This is a genomic window from Vreelandella sulfidaeris Esulfide1, assembly GCF_054072535.1.
Window position 1 is genome coordinate 2752746 of the sequence record NZ_CM133364.1, and the last position, 18935, is coordinate 2771680.

The following is an 18935-nucleotide window of genomic DNA, read 5'->3' on the forward strand; positions in this document are numbered from 1 at the left end:
CACCCTTCAAGTCGAGGTGAATACCAGGCACGCTACCTTGCCACTGGCATTTAAGCGTTGAAGAAATGTGATTCCAAAGTTGTACACCTTATAACAGCTAGTTTTGACAGGCTAGCCAAACTCATAAACGCAAACAGCCGCTAGCGATTAAAATCGTCTAGCGGCTAGTAGTAGCTACTTTCTGGGGGAAAGAGGGTATTACAGGCTAGGCAACCGGCAACCAACCGGCTAATTCATTGTTGATAACGTCTAGCAGCGCTTCGATATGGTCGTCTCGGTCGTTCAGGCATGGAATATAGCTAAACGTTTCACCGCCCGCCTCCATAAAGCTATCGCGTATTTCCTCTTCTATCTCCTCCAGAGTTTCGACGCAATCTGACGAAAAGGCCGGCGACATAATCGCAATATGTTTATGTCCCTGCTTGGCGAGCTCCGCTACGTGATTAATAGTTTGCGGGCCGACCCACTTCTCAGGGCCAAACTGTGACTGGAAGGCGGTATCCACCTCCTCTTTGCTGAAGCCAAGCTTCTCACGCAGTAGGCGTGTGGTTTTCTGGCACTGACAATGGTAAGGATCGCCTTCCAACAGGTAGCGTTCGGGAACCCCATGGTAGCTAGCAACCAGCTTGGTAGGCCGGGTAGAAAAACCGTCGTAGGCTTCTTCCACTGAATTGGCCAACGCCTGGATGTAAGCAGGATGTTCGAAATAAGCGGGCACCGTACGAATATAAGGCTGCCACTTCATTTTCATCAGGGTGCGAAACGCCTGATCATTCGCCGTTGCCGTGGTCGGCGAACCGTACTGTGGGTAGAGCGGAAAAAAGACGATTCGCTCGCAGTCCTTCTCTTTTAATCGTGTCAGCACGCTTTGCGTAGAGGGATTACCGTAGCGCATACAGAAATCGACTTCGACATCGTCACCGTAAAGGGCTTTCAACCGAGTGGTCATCTTCTCGGTCTGAGCACGGGTGGTCGTCAATAGTGGGCTTTCGTTTTTTTCATTATTCCAGATTCCCCGGTACGCCTTGCCCGATGAAAATGGTCGCTTAGTCAAAATAATTAGCTGTAGTAGCGGCTGCCATTTCCAACCGGCATAGTCGACCACACGCTTATCAGAAAGAAATTCATTTAAGTAACGGCGCATTGACCAATAGTCGGTGGCATCCGGGGTTCCCAAGTTGGCTAGCACAACACCCACTTTGGCACGAGACACGGCGGGATGATCGCTGGGTGCATGGGCCAAGCGGCCCTCGCCCGGGTGATCCTTGACGACATTCTCGGTCATTACGCTTGCTCCTGGAAAATTACGATATTACTCACAATCACTATAAACTGGCTAAATCCTATCACTTTTCGTCAAAGCGGCGGCATAAAGTTATACTATCGACATCATTTGTATAACTACATACCAACTCATGTCTAAGCCTTTGGTCCAAAGCGATGCTAATAAGGAGTCATGATGAGTCGCTACACACCGCTGCACGCTTCACCACCCGTCACACTGTTTCATGATGGGCACTGTCCTTTCTGCCAGCAAGAAGTGGCGTGGCTAGAAAAGCATCGTCATCGGGAACATATTGCGCTGGTAGATATTCAGGCCAATGACTTTAACCCCCAAGCATATGGGCAGGAATTTAACGCGATGATGGGCCAGCTACATTTAAAAGACAGCAAGGGAGAATGGTATATCGGTATGGATGCCAGCCGTGCCCTCTATGCAGTATTGGGCTACCGGCGGCTGGTGAAGATTTCGTGCTTACCGGGAATACGCGGAGCTATGAACGCCGGTTACCGCTTTTTTGCCCGTCGCCGAATTAAGCTTGGACAATGGTGGGAAAGGAGTCAGGCTAAACGTTAAAGGGAAAGCATAATGTTAAAAAACAAGCGGCATACGCGATGTCAGCGGCTCACTGTAGTGCGCATCGCGACCAATCACTTCATCGTGTGGCACGTGCTGAACTAAGTAAGCACGATGAATGCCGGCCCGCTTGAGTTCCATATAAGCATCATCCAGCGAGCGAAATAACATCGGCTTAGCGCGTTGCATCAGCATATGACGCTCGCCTTCTACATCTTCAAGCTCGACTTGATAAAAGCGACTACCCGAATGGGTGATGACGCGAATTTCAAAGTTGTCGTGACTGGCGACAAACTGTTTAAGATCCTTCAGTTCCATGGTTCACTCCTGTTATTCGTATATGCCATTAGGGCCCAGCATGGCTGTACCCGATGACATTTCTGTTGCTTTGTTATTGCAGTGTCGTGACGACACTAAAATATAACCTTCAAGTAGTATTCAACTACTAGGAAAGCAACAGCGCAAGAGAGTTCCTGACCGAAGGGTCAAGAAATTATTTTTTCACTGGTATTCAGAGGGATCAATGGCTTTACCAAGCGAATTACGGTCAATCCAATTACCGCCTTTGGTTTCTTTATAGCGGAACACAACCTTGTCTCCTACAGCGACAGGCAGCTCCCCATCTTCGGTTTGATAGCTATACTTCTCGCCCTCTACCACCAAATGATAGCGATACAGATCCGGCATACCCAACCATTCTTTAAAAGGGCCTTCTCGCTCTAACGATTCCAATTCACCACGCCCTTCTAACTTAGGAAGACGCTGCCGATTACCGCGCCGAAATCCACCTGCCATTTGCTACTCCCGTTTTTTGTACATCGTGGGTGAGGCATTATACGAGCTTACTCCCCACCCTCAAACGACTCACCACTCGCCTGTCATTTAAAACTTAGTCATTAAAAGCTTAGCCACTAAAAACCTAGCCATTAAAAACCTAGCCATTAAAAACTAGTCACCAAAGGCTTCACCGTAACTATCGGGGGCCAGATCTTCGAAGCGGGTATATTTGCCGATAAACGCCATGTGCACCGTGCCAATGGGACCATTACGTTGCTTACCGATAATTAATTCCGCGATACCCTGGTTATCGGGGTTATCTGGATTATAGACCTCATCGCGATAAACGAAGGCGATAACGTCTGCGTCCTGCTCGATGGCGCCCGATTCACGTAGATCCGACATCACCGGCCGCTTATTAGGTCGCTGCTCTAACGAGCGGTTCAACTGTGAAAGTGCCACCACGGGGCAATTAAACTCTTTCGCCAAGCCTTTTAATGAGCGCGAAATCTCAGAAATCTCACCGGTGCGGTTTTCGCTAAAGCCTGGGATCTGCATCAACTGAAGATAATCGATCATCACTAGCGCAATATTGCCATGTTCACGCACCACACGGCGCAACCTGGAGCGCATCTCGTTAGGTGACAAGGCCGCGGTATCGTCGATAAACAGCTGCTTGTCTTTGAGCAAGTTGACCGCGGAAGTTAAGCGCGGCCAATCCTCATCTTCCAACTGCCCTGTGCGCACACGGGTCTGATCAATTCGGCCCAGAGATGAAAGCATCCTAAGCATGAGCGATTCTGCTGGCATCTCCATGGAAAACACCATGACCGGCTTGTCGCTGGAAATAACCGCATGCTCAACCAGGTTCATGGCGAAGGTTGTTTTACCCATTGAAGGACGCCCGGCGATCACCACCATATCCGACGGCTGTAGCCCGGTGGTCATTTCGTCCAGGTCACGGAAACCGGTCGAAAGCCCGGTCATTTCGCCCTTGAGGTTGAACAACTCATCAATACGATCGACGGCTTTGGTCAATAGATCGCTCATGCCGATAGGGCCGCCGGTTTTAGGGCGTTCCTCGGCAATCTGAAATACTAACCTCTCAGCTTCATTAAGCAGTTCATCCGCAGGACGACCTTGGGGAGAAAAAGCACTATCTGCAATTTGATTAGCCGCACGGATCAACTTACGTAGTGTTGCCCGCTCACGAACGATATCGGCGTAGGCACGAATATTACTGGCGGAGGGCGTGTTACGCGCAAGCTCAGCCAGAAACGCTAACCCGCCGACTGTATCCAATTGGTCACGTGCTTCCAGTGCTTCGGAAAGTGTCACCACGTCTAATGGTTGACCGGCTTCAGCCAGATGGATCATCACATTGAACACTAACCGGTGTTCATAACGATAAAAATCATCAGCAACCAGTCGTTCTGAGACGTTATCCCAGGCTTGGTTGTCTAGCATGAGCCCGCCCAATACCGACTGCTCCGCCTCCAGCGAGTGCGGCGGCAGTTTTAGCGCTGCCGTTTCTGTATCAGCAGAAGGCTGGTCCTGCATAACGAGCTCCTTTAAACATTACAGCGTAGCCATTGAAGAGGAGGTATCTTAGTCGGAGCGAGAGAGTTCCACCACCGACATCACCATCAATCTAGACGTTGTCTGAAAACGCCAAACCTTAATAGTCCGGACGGTTTTATGACACTATCCAGCACAAACACCGATAAACACAGGCATCAGAAATAACAAAAGGCGCGGGGAAACCCGCGCCTTTTGAGGCGGTCATGCTAGTGCAGCAAACAACGACGTTACGTCGTCAGTTACTCTGCCACTACCACAACGCGTACAACCGCATTCACTTCAGCATGCAAGTGAAGGTCGATGTCATATTCGCCAGTCTGACGAATCGGACCATTCGGCATACGCACTTCGCTCTTGGCAACATCGATGCCGGCAGAGGAAATGGCGTCAGCCAAATCACGCGGACCAATAGAACCGAACAGCTTGCCTTCGTCGCCAGCTTTAGAAACCAAAGACAGTTCGATGTCATTCAGTTGCTCAGCGCGCGCTTCGGCTTCTGCCTTACGCTCAGCGGCTTGAGCTTCGAGCTCAGCACGCTGTGCGTCAAATGCTTCGATATTATCTTTAGTGGCCGGAACGGCTAAGCCGTAAGGCACTAAATAGTTACGACCATAACCAGGCTTTACAGTGACCTTGTCACCCAGGCCGCCCAGCTTACCAATGTTGTCGAGCAGAATGACTTCCATCTCGTAAACCTCTTGTCAGTTGCTGCGGGCAAGGCGTGCGCGAACGTTCGCGAATGTATCAATCAGCCCCAACAGCAGCACAATGAGAATCGTGGGCCAGGTCGTGATCAGGAGCACATAAAATGCTACCAACCACAGCCCGTTCATCCCCTTTAATCCAATAAACCCGTGCACTAACGCAACGCCAGCTACCAATAGCGGAATCCAGCCAAGCATCGCCAACGCATGAGCGCCTAGCAGCATGCCGATTACCCCAATGAAGACCAACACGGCCAGTTCTTTAGGGGTTAAGCGCAGTGCGTGAAACTCTTCGCGAAAGCCACCTGGGTTATACAACCCAGCTTGCCAACTCCGCGCAAGTGCCAAACACACGATGGCTGCTAACAGCACAACAAGCCCGGTAACCCCACCCACCACCAGTGTGGCGATGGTTTGAGTATCGTAGCCTTGATTGGCAAACTCCGTGAGCATGCGATCCACTTCTTCTGAACCTTCACGCAACTGCTCAAGCATTAGCTCAGTGCCGCCTGGCGGGCTGAAGATGCCGAGTTGAACCATGGCGGCGGCGACCAACGTCCCCACGATCAAGGTTTCACCCCAACGCATCCTCTCGCGCAGAATAACGGCCATCAGCGTTACCAGCAGTATGCTAGCAAGCGGAATCACATCACCCTGAGCCCACCACCAACCAGCCGGCAGCGCTGCTGCAATGATGACCGGCAGCGCAGGCACGAACCCTTTGCGTAGAGTCATCAAGGCGGCAATAGCTGCTCCTAACCAGAACAACCAAGGCACTAGCGTTGCTAGGGCCGCCCCGCCAGCAGCATAAGGCGTACCACGCATTAGCCATCGGGCTAGGGCCAGCATCACGTTAAACGCTTACTGGTGGCTATCGGAATAGGGCAGCAGTGCCAGATAGCGTGAACGCTTAATAGCGGTCGCTAGCTGACGCTGATAGCGTGCTTTGGTGCCGGTAATACGGCTTGGAACGATCTTGCCGGTTTCGGTGATGTAAGCCTTCAGCGTATCCAGATCTTTGTAATCAATCTGCTTGATGCCTTCAGCGGTAAAGCGGCAAAACTTACGGCGACGGAAAAAACGTGCCATGGACTAGCTCCTTAAAACGTGCAGTGAATAAAATCAGGCAGTTTCTTCTTCTTCAGCGCGCGGTTTTTCTTCGCGACGCGGACGTTTTTCTTCTGCCGGCTTCATCATCGGGGAAGCTTCAGTAACAGCTTCTTTGCAGCGAACAACCAGGCTGCGGATGATGGCATCGTTGTAACGGAAGATATTCTCGATTTCATCGAGCGTTTCGCCGTTACATTCAACATTCATCAGCACGTAGTGGGCTTTGTGGATCTTGTTGATCGGGTAAGCCAAGTGACGACGGCCCCAATCTTCTAGACGGTGCACAGTGCCGCTGTTTTCAGTAACGATGCTGGTGTAGCGCTCAACCATCGCCGGCACCTGCTCGCTTTGATCCGGGTGGACCATAAACACGATTTCGTAATGACGCATGGGATCTCCTTGCGGTTTGACAGCTTCCGTTGTGTGCTACTGCTAAAGGCAATAAACGACGACAAGGAAGCAAGGAGTTAACTGAAGTGCTCCGCCACCGCACTAAACGGCTAGGGGCATCAAACAGAACTTTTATTTCATCAACTGTTTACAACGACAGTTTCAATTACTAATTCTCACAGCTAACGCCCGCTTGCAGACAAACGGGCGCGTGTATCTTAGTAGTAAGACGTTTAACTTGCAAGCTGGCGCTGGCGGACTGCCTCAAACAAGCAAATACCGGTGGCCACCGACACGTTTAGACTGGAGACCTCTCCCGCCATCGGTAGTTTGGCTAGGTTATCGCACGCTTCGCGAGTTAAGCGCCGCATGCCCTTGCCTTCTGCCCCCATGACCAATGCAGTAGGGCCGGTCATATCAATGTCGAACACGCTGGCCTCGGCCTCGCCTGCCGTGCCCGTTATCCAGACACCCGCATCTTTTAGCTTAGCAAGCGTACGCGCCAGGTTGGTCACTTGATAAACAGGCACTACCTCGGCAGCACCACAAGCTACTTTACGTACCGTTGCATTGAGCGGGGCCGCTTTATCTTTCGCCACGATCACGCCATGCGCACCGGCAGCATCCGCGCTGCGCAAACAGGCACCGAAGTTATGCACGTCCGTCACACCATCTAGTATCAGCAACAGCGGTGGCGTTGACGACGGCCAAGCGCGCAGCTTAAGCCAAAGCGACTCCTCGCCCTCAGGGGTTAAGGGCGGGCAGAAAGCCACCACCCCTTGGTGGGCAGCGCCCTGGGTTAGCTGATCGAGCAAATCTCGTGGCTGCTCTTTCACACGAGCCCCATTCGCCTGAGCCTGAGCAACCACCTCTTTTAAGCGATTGCCTGCTCCCTGCTGCACCCACAACTCGCGGGGCGCTTCCCCTCTGTCTAACAGGCTTTGCAATGCATGAACGCCATACACCTGATCCAGACCATCAGGGGTCTTGGGACCCCTCCGAGACGACGCCGACTTCATGCTCAGCCCTTATTCGGTGATGGTTTGCGTGGGCCGTTCCGTGTGCGGCGTGGGCCGCGACGCGTAGCGGGCTTCTCACTCTTGGGCGGCTTGTCACCAGAACCTTTGGCATTAGAAGCTTTGGCGCTAGAAGTCTTGGCCCCCCCGGCATTGGCCTTAGCGCCCTCTTCCCCACCGCGGCTCTTTCGTGGCTGGCGACGTGGACGAGGCTTTTCATCCCCCAGACCGAAGTCAATTTTACGGTCATCCATATCGACACGCGCCACCTGAACAGTAAGGCCATCGCCCAAGCGGTAGGTCGTGCCGGTGCGCTCGCCTTTAAGACGGTGCTTCTCGGCTTCGTAGTGGTAGTAGTCCGAAGGCAGCGATGTCACATGTACCAAGCCTTCCACGAAGAACTCATCCAGACGAACAAACAGACCAAACTGAGTGACCGAGGCAATGGTGCCATCGAACGTTTCGCCCAATTTGTCAGACATAAATTCGCATTTCAGCCAGCTTTCTACATCACGCGTAGCTTCATCAGCGCGACGTTCAGTCATTGAGCAGTGCTCACCCAGCTCAAGCATCTGTTCGAAGGTATACGGGCACCACTTGCTCGGCGGCTCAACCGGCGCACCCTCGACACGCAATACTGTGTTGGTCTGGCGCGGACCACGGATCACCGAGCGGATAGCCCGGTGTACCAGCAGATCGGGATAGCGCCGAATCGGTGAGGTAAAGTGGGCGTAGGCCTGGTAGGCCAAGCCAAAGTGACCTTCGTTTTGTGGCGAATAGACGGCTTGATTCATCGAGCGCAGCATCACCGTCTGGATAATATCGAAGTCAGGGCGGTCGGCAATCGTTTCTCGTAGCGCCTGATAATCCTGCGGGGTCGGCATATCGCCGCCGCCAACCGCAAGGCCCAACTCATTCAAGAACAGACGCAACTTATCAAGCCTTTCCGGCGTCGGCCGCTCATGGATACGGTAAAGTGCAGGCAAATCATGCTTATCCAGGAAGCGTGCGGTCGCCACATTGGCCGCCAGCATGCACTCCTCAATTAACTTATGCGCATTGTTACGGCTGCGTGGAACGATTTTTTCAATCTTACGTTCATCATTAAAGATGATCGCCGTTTCAGTGGTATCAAAATCGATCGCACCACGCTCGGCACGCGCTTCGCGCAATAAGTAGTAAAGCTCTTCTAGGTTTTTTAGCGGCTTAACCAGCTCGCTGTGCTCTTTGCGTAGCGCCTCGCCCTCTTCACTCTCCTCGTCGAGAATCGCGGCCACCTTGTTATAGGTCAGGCGAGCGTGGGAATTCATCACGGCTTCGTAGAAGCGGTAGCGACTAATCGCACCGGTTTGCGAAATATTCATCTCGCACACCATGACTAAGCGATCCACATGGGGATTCAGCGAACAGAGCCCGTTTGACAGCAGCTCCGGCAGCATGGGCACCACTTGACCCGGGAAGTAAACCGAGTTCCCTCGAGTGCGCGCTTCATCGTCAAGAGGAGTGCCAGGGCGTACATAGTGGGAAACGTCCGCAATGGCGACCAGTAGTTTCCAACTGCCGGATTTGGTTTTCCAGGCACACACCGCATCGTCGAAGTCTTTGGCGGACTCATCATCAATGGTGACCAGCGGCACATCGCGCAGGTCAACGCGGTGCTGCTTATCTTCTTCCAGTACTTCGGCGGAAATACCGGCAATTTGGTCGAGGACTTCAGGCGGAAACTCAGCAGGAATATCGTAGCTGCGAATCGCAATATCAATTTCCATACCCGGGTCCATGCGCTCGCCCAGCACTTCGACAACTTCGCCCACCGGCTGCACACGCGTCGCTGGCTGCTGAACGATCTTGGCCGAAATCACTTGGCCATCTTTAGCGCCAGCACAGGCACTATGCGGAATAATCACTTCCTGCGTAATGCGCGGGTTTTCCGGGATCAGAATGCCGAACTCAGGGGTATTGCTGCGGTAAACACCAACGATGGTTTGGGTGTTACGTGCAATCACTTCGGCAATCGTCGCCTCATCACGACCACGGCGATCACGCCCACTAACCCGAGCCAATACGTGGTCACCATGAAAAACACGCCGCATTTGGCGCGGCGGCAATACCAAGTCTGGCTTTTTGCCATCATCACGCAAGAGGAAGCCAAATCCATCGCGGTGCCCAAGCACTTTGCCTTTGATCAGATCAAGCTTGTCGATTAACGCATAGGCGCCCCGACGATCACGCAACACTTGCCCATCGCGCTCCATCGCCGCCAAACGGCGCCTGACAGCCTCGATGAGCTCTTCATCTTCCAGCCCCAGCATGCGGCTCATATTTTCATGGGTAATTGGCTTGCCGTAAGCCTCTAAGGCAGCAAGCAAATACTCCCGGCTAGGCGCGGGATTACCATATTTATGCGCCTCGCGCTCGGCATGGGGATCATCACTTAACGTCCAATACTTCATACGAGCAACATCCTTAATGGCGTCATTTGCGAGAGGCATAAAAAAAGCGCATACGCGGTGCGTTGCGGGCGGGAGGTTTCAGTGTTTGGAAAGCTGAAATGAATAGGGTTTTGTTTAGTCATAGGCGCAGTATAGCGCTGCACGTTCAATCACCCAACCGTCTTAGACATTGTTTATACAATTTGCTTTATAAAAACCGAGTTCAGGGTCTTGCATTTAAGCATCACCCCGGTATTATACGCGCCAATTGCCCAGATGGCGGAATTGGTAGACGCGCTAGCTTCAGGTGCTAGTGTCCGTATGGACGTGGAGGTTCAAGTCCTCTTCTGGGCACCATACTGTTTTATATGATTCCCTCTTTATATAATCAGTGCGGTGCCAAGCAATTGTAAGAACGTGATTGTAAGAACGTAGTCAATAGCTTTATCGTGGTAAATGGTTTGTGTTCGCCCAGGTGGCGGAATTGGTAGACGCGCTAGCTTCAGGTGCTAGTATCTGTATGGATGTGGAGGTTCAAGTCCTCTCCTGGGCACCATACGAACACAAACGGCAAGTAGCTTATCTTAGCTGTAAATGATGCGCCCAGGTGGCGGAATTGGTAGACGCGCTAGCTTCAGGTGCTAGTGTCCGTATGGACGTGGAGGTTCAAGTCCTCTCCTGGGCACCATGGCTCACATGGCCCGCCCGCATCATTAAGACGGTCTTTCCTTTCAATTGTTTTAAGCCATCCCCTCTTATTCTTTCTGTTTATTGATATCTCCCTATTTATTGAAACCGCCCTGGGCGTCGCGCCACTTCTTCAAGCGCCCATCCCTGTAAGCGAAGCTCTCCTTCCAACACAGACTCCACCTCCGTCGTTAACGCGGGGAAGAAGTTAAGCCCCGTGCGCGCTTCGATTTCATCGATCGTTACCAAGTAATCATCCAATGGCTCATTACCGCGAACGTCTTGCGGCATAATAAACGCCAGCGCTAATGGCGCTTCGCTATGCGGCGCTACAATGATCTTATAAAACGCCTCAGGCACTTCGACCAGACCCACCCGATTAAACACGTTATCCATAAAATGTTCTGGAAAGATGGGCCCTGTTATTACCTGCAGGCGCTCAAAGCGCGGCGCGAAGTGATCCATCACCGACTCCTCTAACCGCTGCCAGAGCTGACGATTTAGATTGGGCCGCTGAGGAGTCATATTACTCATTAAGAAGGTGTCGACCTGGGCACTACGACCATGCACAGCGGCGATTGCGTAGTTAGGTGCTAAATGGCCTCGGTCGTAGCCACTGCCCGCGTAGCTGTCAGTGCCTACAGGCCATAGCGTGCGCCAATCGGCTTGAAAATTAGGTCGGGAGCCGATGCTAGAGTCATCCACCGCTTCCACCTGATAGCTTACCCACAGCGGGTTTACTCTTACATCAGACCAGCCCACTAAATAGCCATCATTACGCAGCACTCGATGCATCGTGGTGGGGCGGAATTCCTCCCAGGTAGGCACCCCCATCCAGGTGTATGCATCTTTATGTTGACGTTCCTGAAACTCCCAAAGGCCCGTCCCCACCACAACAAACAGCACGGCAATACCAAAGCGCCGACCTTGCCGACGCCAGCTCGAAAGCGATGTTCCCAACACTCTTACTCCCTGGCTAGCGCTATCGAGCGCCTATCGTGTTATCCACTCTTATAATACTGATTACCGCGGCGGCAAAAACGGCTCAAACTACCAACCGAGTGAAAACATCGTTTCTAGGTCATGGCGGGAGTGAACCTGCATAGCATTCAGGGTTTCGGTATCGCTGATCCCCTCAACCGCGTTTAAGCGCTCAGTCACTAGCTCAGCCAAGCTCTCGAAATCACGGGTGCGAGCAATCGCCACCAAGTCGTAGCGGCCACAGGTAGAGTAAACTTCGCTAATGCCTTCTACATCGGCTAGGCGCTCGGCCACGGCTTTCACCTGGCCTTTATCGGTATTGATTAAAATGACTGCGTTTTGCATAGCGCGACCCTTAAGAAAAAATAGTAACTAAAAAGTAGTATATAGGCTGTGCAGAGTATAACAGCGACCCGTTAGTGGGGGCACCACTCAACGCCAGCGTGACCAATTGTCGCTATACCGGCTGGGGTATTCGCACAACCTTTGTACATCCGCTAGCATGTAATTGATGGATGTCGTAGAAACTCCGGCTTGTAAGATTATTCGGAGCATTAAGAGGTGGATAACCACCCGCTAAACGTGACTAAACGTCAGACCGTGACGATAAGGAGAAATCATGGCTAATAAAAGCCGTCGTGACTTTATGCGCAACAGCATGTTGGGCCTTGCGGCCCTTCCACTGGGCGTTGGTATTCTTTCCAAGACTGCTTTCGCCCAAGAGCTGCCGCGTCTTGATCCTTCCTCAAGCAACGCCCAAGCACTTAATTACGTAGAAGACGCCAGCGAAGCCAGTGATCATCCGGCTTATGAAGAGGGCGAACGCTGCGACAACTGCATGTTCTTCGTTGAAGAAACGGAAGGCTGTCAGCTGTTCCCCGGAAACAGCGTAGAGCCTGGTGGCTGGTGTCAATCCTGGACGGCACAAGCTTAAACAACTAGCAATTGATTAGCTGTTACTAACTACCCCGCGCATTGCGCGGGGTAGTTGCATTCAAGATGGCGCCTTGTCGTCCTCTATCGGCCAATGGAAACGCCGCGTCACCCGTCCCTCTTCTAAAGAGACAAGATGAACAGGAAATCCCCACAGTTGCTGTAAATGGCGAATGACCGGATAAACGCTGCGCCCTAACGGACGGCGGCTATCCTGCACGTGATGAAGCGTCAATGAACGGTCTCCGCGAATAGCCGCTTCGACCACTTGGATGTTAGGTTCACGGACTGAGAGGGCATACTGGGTGGCAAGCGCTTCGCGAACCTGCCGATAGCCCTGCTCGTTATGAATCGCCGCCACTTCAAGCGTTTCCGCCTGATCGTCATCGACAATTAAAAACAGCTTATGGTCACGCATTACCTTCGGCGATAAAAACTGCTGGATAAATGACTCATCCTTGAAGTTGCGCATCGCAAACTCCAGTGTCTCACGCCATGGAGAGCCCGCCACATCTGGGAACCACTCGCGATCTTCATCGGTAGGGGATTCACAAATGCGCTTGATATCCATAAAGATCGCAAAGCCTAGCGCATACGGGTTAATCCCACTGAACTGCGGGCTGTCAAAGCCAGGCTGGTTAATGACCGCCGCATGAGACTGCAAAAACTCAAGCATCAGTCCCTCGTCGACATTACCGTCATCGTAGAGCCGATTCATTAATGTGTAGTGCCAAAAGCACGCCCAGCCCTCATTCATTACCTGGGTTTGCCGTTGAGGGTAAAAGTATTGTGCCAGTTTACGTACGATACGCACGATCTCACGCTGCCATGGCGCCAGCAGCGGCGCATTTTTTTCAATGAAGTAAAGTAGGTTTTCTTGAGGCTCCGAAGGATAATGGCCTCCGTCGTGTAAGCCCAGCGGGTCATCGTCGCTATGCTGGCTACCATGCTCCTGCAATGATTCCCCGCCAGCGGGCTCTGGAATAGTGCGCCACAGCATATTCACCTGGGTTTGCAGATAAGCTTCTCGCTCATCCTGGCGTTTCGCCTCCTCTTCGGCAGAAATCGGTGAAGGGCGTTTGTAGCGGTCAACGCCATAGTTTTGTAGGGCGTGACAAGCATCCAACAACTGCTCAACGGCCTGCACGCCATGACGCTCTTCGCATTGGGTAATATATTTACGCGCGAACACTAGATAATCAACAATTGAAGAGGCGTCGGTCCAGGTTCGGAACAGGTAGTTGCCCTTGAAGAAAGAGTTATGACCGTAGCAGGCGTGGGCCATTACCAGCACCTGCATCATTAGCGTATTCTCCTCCATCAAATAGGCAATGCATGGGTCAGAATTGATCACCAACTCATAAGCCAGGCCCATCTGACCACGCTTGTAAGCGCCTTCAACGGCTAAAAATTGCTTGCCAAACGACCAATGATGATAGCCAACAGGCATCCCTACACTTGCATAGGCATCCATCATCTGCTCGGTAGTGATCAATTCTATCTGGTTGGGATAGGTATCCAGCCGATACTCATCGGCGAGCCTAGCCAGCTCCGCATCAAAACGTTCCAGTACACTGAAGTTCCAATCGGAGCCGGTGGCAATCGGCTTGCGCTTGCGGGTCGCACTCATAGCCCACTCCTCTACACGCGGTTACTAGCCTCTACACAGGTCACTAGGACTGGCTTAAGCGGCGCTTAAACAATTCACGAAAGACCGGATAAATATCGCCCGCCTCCACAATTTGTCGCATAGCAAAGCGCTCGGGAAACTCCTCAACCACACTTTCATACTCATGCCATAACGATTGATGGTCGTGAGGCGTAATCTCAACGTAGGCATAATATTGCAACTGCGGCATTAGTTGTTTGACCAGCAAATCGCGACAGATATTAGAATCATCGTCCCAATTATCGCCGTCGGAAGCTTGTGCCACATACAAATTCCATTGCCCCACGGGATAGCGCTTTTCAATAATTTTATTCACCAGGTTCAGCGCACTGGAAACAATCGTGCCGCCGGTTTCTCGTGAGTAGAAGAACTCCTCCTCGCTTACTTCACGAGCAGCCGTATGGTGACGTACAAATATCAGTTCGACTTTCTCGTAGTGCTTCTCCAAGAACAGGTAGAGCAGGAGAAAAAAGCGCTTAGCGATATCTTTGTGGTTCTGGGTCATCGACCCCGAAACGTCCATAACGCAAAACATCACCGCTTGGTTGGAAGGCTGCGGCTGTGCGCTGAGTTGGTGGTAGCGCAAGTCATAGGTATCAATAAACGGCACGCCTTCAATGCGCTTCTCAAGCCTTTCAATCTCTGCTTTCAGTTCGGCAATACGGGCAGGGTTACGCAGCACCGAATCTTTTTTCTCCTCGGTTTTCAGCAATTCTTGAGCTTCTTTTAGTGCCCGCTTGATAGGCGCTCGCATCGCTATGCGCCGAGCATAGGCCTCACGCATCGAACGGGTAATACTAATTCGAGAAGGCACGCCGTCGCGGGAGAGCCCTGCCCGTACCATTTTCACCTCTTCCAACGATTTTAACGGCTTACGCTGAAGATGCGGCAGCTCCAGTCCGTCAAAAACAAACTCAAGAAACTCTTCACGGCTCAGGGTGAAGGCGAACTCATCGACGCCTTCTCCCTGGTTAGAGGCACCCCCTTCCCCCGAACCACTGCCCCCGCCCTGGCCGCCGGGGCGACGAATCTTATCGCCCTCGACAAACTCCTTATTACCCGGTGAAACGATGTTACGTGCCCCACCAGGGCCATGCTGGAAAACCGGCTCAGAGATATCTTTTGCTGGGATCGAGATTTTCTCACCACGCTCCATATCGGTAATCGAGCGGCGATTAACAGCTTCTTCTACCGAGCGCTTGATATGCTTGCGATAGCGCTCCAAAAAGCGCTGACGGTTCACTGCGCTTTTATGCTTAGCGTTAGGCCTTCGATCAATAAAGTAGGTCATACGAACTCCTTAAGTACCCGTCTTAATCGCTGTGTTTAAATACTGTCTTAACTACTGTCTTAATTACTCTTAACCACTAACCCTTACTGGGATTTACGCACGCGCAGATACCATTCGGAGAGTAATCGAACCTGTTTTTCGGTGTAGCCACGCTCAACCATCCGTGCCACAAAGTCCTCATGCTTCTTCTGATCCGACCGGGAGGCCTTGGCATTAAACGAAATGACCGGCAGCAGCTCTTCGGTATTGGCGAACATTTTGTGTTCGATCACGCCTTTTAGCTTTTCATACGACTGCCAGCTGGGGTTCATGCCATTGTTTTGCGCCCTTGCCCGCAGTACAAAGTTGACTACCTCGTGGCGGAAATCTTTGGGGTTTGAAATACCCGCCGGCTTCTCGATTTTCTCCAGCTCTTCATTCAGCGCTTGGCGATTTAGCAACTCACCGGTCTCGTGGTCACGATACTCCTGATCCTGAATCCAAAAGTCTGCATAGGTGACATAACGGTCAAAAATGTTTTGGCCATATTCGCTGTAGGATTCGAGGTAAGCGGTTTGAATTTCCTTACCGATGAAGTCCACATAGCGAGGCGCCATATACTCTTTGATAAAGCCCAAGTAGCGCTCAAACACTTCTGACGGCAGCTGTTCACGCTCTAATGCTTGCTCCAATACGTAGAGAAGATGGACCGGATTGGCGGCCACCTCGGTGCTGTCAAAGTTGAATACCTTGGAAAGAATCTTGAACGCAAAGCGCGTAGAAAGCCCCTGCATCCCTTCATCAACGCCCGCCGCATCGCGATACTCTTGAATCGACTTGGCACGTGGGTCGGTGTCTTTTAGGTTTTCACCGTCGTACACACGCATTTTCGAGTAGATGTTGGAGTTTTCCGGCGCTTTCAGTCGGGAAAGAACCGAGAACTGTGCCAGCATGCGCAGCGTATCCGGCGCGCAGGGAGCCGCGTTTAACGAAGAGTCTTCTAGCAACTTTTGATAGATTTTGATCTCTTCGGTGACCCGCAGACAATAAGGCACCTTGACGATATAAACCCGGTCAAGAAATGCCTCGTTGTTGCGATTATTGCGGAACGCCTGCCATTCGGATTCGTTAGAGTGAGCCAGGATGACGCCATCAAAGGGGATAGCGCCCATGCCTTCAGTGGGGTTGTAGTTACCCTCCTGTGTCGCGGTAAGCAGTGGATGCAGCACCTTGATAGGCGCTTTGAACATCTCCACAAACTCCATCAACCCTTGGTTGGCGCGGCATAAACCGCCCGAGAAGCTGTAGGCATCCGGGTCGTCCTGGGAATACAGCTCCAACTGACGAATATCGACTTTACCTACCAGCGAAGAGATATCCTGATTATTTTCATCGCCCGGCTCTGTTTTAGAAATAGCAATTTGATTCAGCCGTGAAGGGTACAAACGCACTACCCGGAACTGGGAGATATCACCGCCATACTCTTTTAATCGTTTCGCCGCCCAAGGTGACATCACACTGCGTAGGTAACGCTGTGGAATACCGTACTCTTTCTCCAGCAACTCGCCGTCCTCTTCGGGAGAGAACAGGCCAAGCGGTGACTCATAGACCGGTGACCCCTTGATGGCATAGAACGGAATGCGCTCCATCAATAGTTTAAGGCGCTCCGCCAGCGATGACTTACCGCCCCCCACCGGGCCTAGCAGATAGAGGATCTGTTTACGCTCTTCAAGCCCTTGGGCAGCATGGCGAAAGTAAGCCACGATTTGCTCAATGGCCTCCTCCATACCATGGAACTCTGCAAAGGCAGGATAGCGGCGAATTACTTTGTTGGAAAAAATGCGTGACAGACGCGGGTCTTTCGCCGTGTCGATCACTTCAGGCTCTCCGATGGCTTCCAGCATGCGCTCGGCGGCGCTGGCATAAACCTTCGGGTCACGGCGACAAAGCGCCAGATACTCCTCAAGGCTCATGTCTTCTTGCTGAACGCGGGCAAATCGGTCTTGAACGTGATCAAAGATACTCATGGAAATCTCCTGTGGCCCATCCCCAGGCAGACACCGCCAAGCCAAGTGTTTCGCAACGGTGTGCCAAACGAAATGTCGCTTTATTTAGCGTAGTCAGCATTAGCAAAAAGTGATGACTAAAAGCTTCAACGCAGCGGCGTTATGGATAAGAGAGATTTTCAGGAGATTAGTTGCGTAGAACCTAGTTGAGCAGAATCTAGCTGGGTAGAACCTAGTGGGATAAAACCTAGTGAGGTAGAGCAGCGCGGCAAGAGGAGCCCCTAAAGGGCGCTAACCGCGACGTCGCTTGAGGAGCGGCATCGCTTGGGTAAGAGTGCCCAATAGCGGCACGACGAGAAGGATCAAACGTGGCTTTTATTGCGCGATCACTGCGCGAACATCAGCCAGTAACTCGTCTAGCAATTCAACGGTAGTATTCCAAGCACAGACAAACCGGGCACCGCCCGCACCAATGAAGGTGTAGAAGGTCCAGCCTTTGGCTTTCAACGCTTCAATGGCTGGAGGCGGCAATTCAACGAAAACGCTATTGGCCTGGGTGGGAAACATCAGCGACACGCCGGGTAATGCCTTCAGGCCTTCTGATAAGTAGTAGGCCATGGCATTAGCGTGCTGAGCGTTCGTAAGCCAGGCGCCACTTTCTAATAACCCTAACCACGGTGCTGATATAAACCGCATTTTTGAAGCCAGCTGGCCTGCCTGCTTGCAACGGTAAGAGAAATCCTCAGCCAGGTCACGGTTAAAGAACAGGATCGCTTCGCCAAATGCGAGACCGTTTTTGGTTCCCGAAAAACACAGTGCATCCACACCCACTTGCCAGGTAAGCTCCGCTGGCGAGGCATTAAGGCTCGCACAGGCGTTAGCAAAGCGGGCGCCATCCATATGCAGGCGCAGGTCATGTTTATCGGCAATGGCGCGAATGGCCATCAGCTCTTCGCGGGAATATAGCGTCCCCACTTCGGTCGCTTGAGTGAGCGATACCACTTTGGGTTTAGGATAGTGAATATCGCTGCGCTTAGTGACCAACGCCTCAATACCTTCCGGCGTTAGCTTGCCATTAGCACCTGGTGAGGTAAGCAGCTTCGCACCGTTAGAGAAAAATTCCGGGCCACCGCATTCATCAGTTTCAATATGCGCCAGCTCATGACAAATGACGCTGTGGTAGCTGCGCCCCATTGCAGAAAGCGCCAATGAGTTAGCAGCGGTGCCGTTAAAAACGAAGAAAACTTCGCAGTCGTAATCAAACATATCGCGGAAGCGGTCTGCCGCGCGGGCCGTCCAGAGATCATTACCGTATGCCAAATCATCGCTACGATTGGCTTCAAGCAGGTATTCCATCGCCTCCGGGCAGATACCTGAGGTGTTATCACTGGCTAAAAAACGCGGGCTACACTCCGAGGTCATGACGACAGTCCTTTTATCTGGCGATCGAACGGCGCGAGCTGGGTGCCACTCGCGCCTTTAATATCTAGCTATTCTTAATAGCTAGATTAGTCATTTAGT

The 18935-nt window shown here is 52.1% G+C and carries 18 protein-coding genes and 3 tRNA genes; 5 read left to right on the forward strand and 16 right to left on the reverse strand.

Translation table 11 applies throughout. From position 1 onward, the window contains the following. Nucleotides 1-205 precede the first annotated feature (205 nt). Nucleotides 206-1285, reverse strand: a complete 1080-nt coding sequence (hemH, locus tag ACW44H_RS12860) for a ferrochelatase (protein ID WP_457504882.1) — start codon at nucleotides 1283-1285, stop codon at nucleotides 206-208. Between the two features lie 174 nt (nucleotides 1286-1459). Between hemH and ACW44H_RS12865 the strand changes: the two genes are divergently transcribed. Further along, complete coding sequence (locus ACW44H_RS12865) at nucleotides 1460-1858, forward strand: thiol-disulfide oxidoreductase DCC family protein (protein ID WP_457504883.1); 399 nt, start codon at nucleotides 1460-1462, stop codon at nucleotides 1856-1858. A gap of 15 nt (nucleotides 1859-1873) precedes the next feature. On the opposite strand, the gene ACW44H_RS12870 is transcribed toward ACW44H_RS12865, so the two are convergent. The 9 genes from ACW44H_RS12870 to rnr all read right to left on the reverse strand — a co-directional run bounded on the left by ACW44H_RS12870 (nucleotide 1874) and on the right by rnr (nucleotide 9889). After that, nucleotides 1874-2176: a DUF6482 family protein gene (locus ACW44H_RS12870; RefSeq protein WP_113270041.1), complete on the reverse strand. Its 303-nt coding sequence runs from the start codon at nucleotides 2174-2176 to the stop codon at nucleotides 1874-1876. Nucleotides 2177-2359: 183 nt separating this feature from the next. Continuing rightward, a complete protein-coding gene (locus ACW44H_RS12875) occupies nucleotides 2360-2653 on the reverse strand; it encodes a hypothetical protein (protein ID WP_113270040.1) in 294 nt (97 codons plus the stop codon). A gap of 153 nt (nucleotides 2654-2806) precedes the next feature. Further along, complete coding sequence (dnaB, locus tag ACW44H_RS12880; RefSeq protein ID WP_113270039.1) at nucleotides 2807-4195, reverse strand: replicative DNA helicase; 1389 nt, start codon at nucleotides 4193-4195, stop codon at nucleotides 2807-2809. A 260-nt stretch (nucleotides 4196-4455) separates the two neighbouring features. Then, the gene (rplI, locus tag ACW44H_RS12885; protein ID WP_113270038.1) at nucleotides 4456-4902 is read right to left on the reverse strand and encodes a 50S ribosomal protein L9; all 447 of its coding nucleotides are present in this window, start codon (nucleotides 4900-4902) and stop codon (nucleotides 4456-4458) included. A gap of 15 nt (nucleotides 4903-4917) precedes the next feature. Then, complete coding sequence (locus tag ACW44H_RS12890) at nucleotides 4918-5769, reverse strand: hypothetical protein (protein WP_457509026.1); 852 nt, start codon at nucleotides 5767-5769, stop codon at nucleotides 4918-4920. A 12-nt stretch (nucleotides 5770-5781) separates the two neighbouring features. Continuing rightward, on the reverse strand, nucleotides 5782-6009 hold the full coding sequence (rpsR, locus tag ACW44H_RS12895; RefSeq protein ID WP_008958980.1) for a 30S ribosomal protein S18: 228 nt from the start codon (nucleotides 6007-6009) through the stop codon (nucleotides 5782-5784). 33 nt (nucleotides 6010-6042) lie between these two features. Next, nucleotides 6043-6420: a 30S ribosomal protein S6 gene (gene rpsF, locus ACW44H_RS12900; protein WP_008958979.1), complete on the reverse strand. Its 378-nt coding sequence runs from the start codon at nucleotides 6418-6420 to the stop codon at nucleotides 6043-6045. Between the two features lie 233 nt (nucleotides 6421-6653). Continuing rightward, nucleotides 6654-7439 carry a 23S rRNA (guanosine(2251)-2'-O)-methyltransferase RlmB gene (gene rlmB / locus ACW44H_RS12905; protein WP_457504886.1) on the reverse strand — a complete coding sequence of 262 codons (786 nt, stop codon included), beginning with the start codon at nucleotides 7437-7439 and terminating at the stop codon, nucleotides 6654-6656. A 2-nt stretch (nucleotides 7440-7441) separates the two neighbouring features. Beyond that, on the reverse strand, nucleotides 7442-9889 hold the full coding sequence (rnr, locus tag ACW44H_RS12910; protein WP_457504887.1) for a ribonuclease R: 2448 nt from the start codon (nucleotides 9887-9889) through the stop codon (nucleotides 7442-7444). 249 nt (nucleotides 9890-10138) lie between these two features. Between rnr and ACW44H_RS12915 the strand changes: the two genes are divergently transcribed. The 3 genes from ACW44H_RS12915 to ACW44H_RS12925 all read left to right on the forward strand — a co-directional run bounded on the left by ACW44H_RS12915 (nucleotide 10139) and on the right by ACW44H_RS12925 (nucleotide 10556). Next, nucleotides 10139-10225: transfer RNA gene (locus ACW44H_RS12915), tRNA-Leu, on the forward strand. A gap of 112 nt (nucleotides 10226-10337) precedes the next feature. After that, nucleotides 10338-10424: transfer RNA gene (locus ACW44H_RS12920), tRNA-Leu, on the forward strand. Between the two features lie 45 nt (nucleotides 10425-10469). Beyond that, nucleotides 10470-10556: transfer RNA gene (locus tag ACW44H_RS12925), tRNA-Leu, on the forward strand. 98 nt (nucleotides 10557-10654) lie between these two features. Here the strand turns inward: ACW44H_RS12925 and ACW44H_RS12930 are convergent. After that, nucleotides 10655-11515, reverse strand: coding sequence for a DNA/RNA non-specific endonuclease (locus ACW44H_RS12930; RefSeq protein WP_457509028.1), 861 nt, complete (start codon nucleotides 11513-11515; stop codon nucleotides 10655-10657). Nucleotides 11516-11605: 90 nt separating this feature from the next. Next, nucleotides 11606-11881, reverse strand: a complete 276-nt coding sequence (locus tag ACW44H_RS12935) for an Lrp/AsnC family transcriptional regulator (protein ID WP_008958975.1) — start codon at nucleotides 11879-11881, stop codon at nucleotides 11606-11608. A gap of 274 nt (nucleotides 11882-12155) precedes the next feature. On the opposite strand from ACW44H_RS12935, the gene ACW44H_RS12940 reads away from it, so the two are divergent. Then, nucleotides 12156-12470, forward strand: coding sequence for a high-potential iron-sulfur protein (locus tag ACW44H_RS12940; RefSeq protein ID WP_457504888.1), 315 nt, complete (start codon nucleotides 12156-12158; stop codon nucleotides 12468-12470). A 60-nt stretch (nucleotides 12471-12530) separates the two neighbouring features. On the opposite strand, the gene ACW44H_RS12945 is transcribed toward ACW44H_RS12940, so the two are convergent. The 4 genes from ACW44H_RS12945 to ACW44H_RS12960 form a co-directional block, all read right to left on the reverse strand. Then, nucleotides 12531-14099 (reverse strand): SpoVR family protein, encoded by a 1569-nt coding sequence (locus ACW44H_RS12945; RefSeq protein WP_457504889.1) that lies wholly within the window; start codon nucleotides 14097-14099, stop codon nucleotides 12531-12533. A 43-nt stretch (nucleotides 14100-14142) separates the two neighbouring features. Next, on the reverse strand, nucleotides 14143-15429 hold the full coding sequence (locus tag ACW44H_RS12950; protein WP_457504890.1) for a YeaH/YhbH family protein: 1287 nt from the start codon (nucleotides 15427-15429) through the stop codon (nucleotides 14143-14145). Between the two features lie 83 nt (nucleotides 15430-15512). Further along, nucleotides 15513-17435 carry a PrkA family serine protein kinase gene (locus ACW44H_RS12955; protein ID WP_113270031.1) on the reverse strand — a complete coding sequence of 641 codons (1923 nt, stop codon included), beginning with the start codon at nucleotides 17433-17435 and terminating at the stop codon, nucleotides 15513-15515. Nucleotides 17436-17789: 354 nt separating this feature from the next. Further along, on the reverse strand, nucleotides 17790-18836 hold the full coding sequence (locus tag ACW44H_RS12960) for a threonine aldolase family protein (protein WP_457504892.1): 1047 nt from the start codon (nucleotides 18834-18836) through the stop codon (nucleotides 17790-17792). Nucleotides 18837-18935 lie beyond the last annotated feature (99 nt).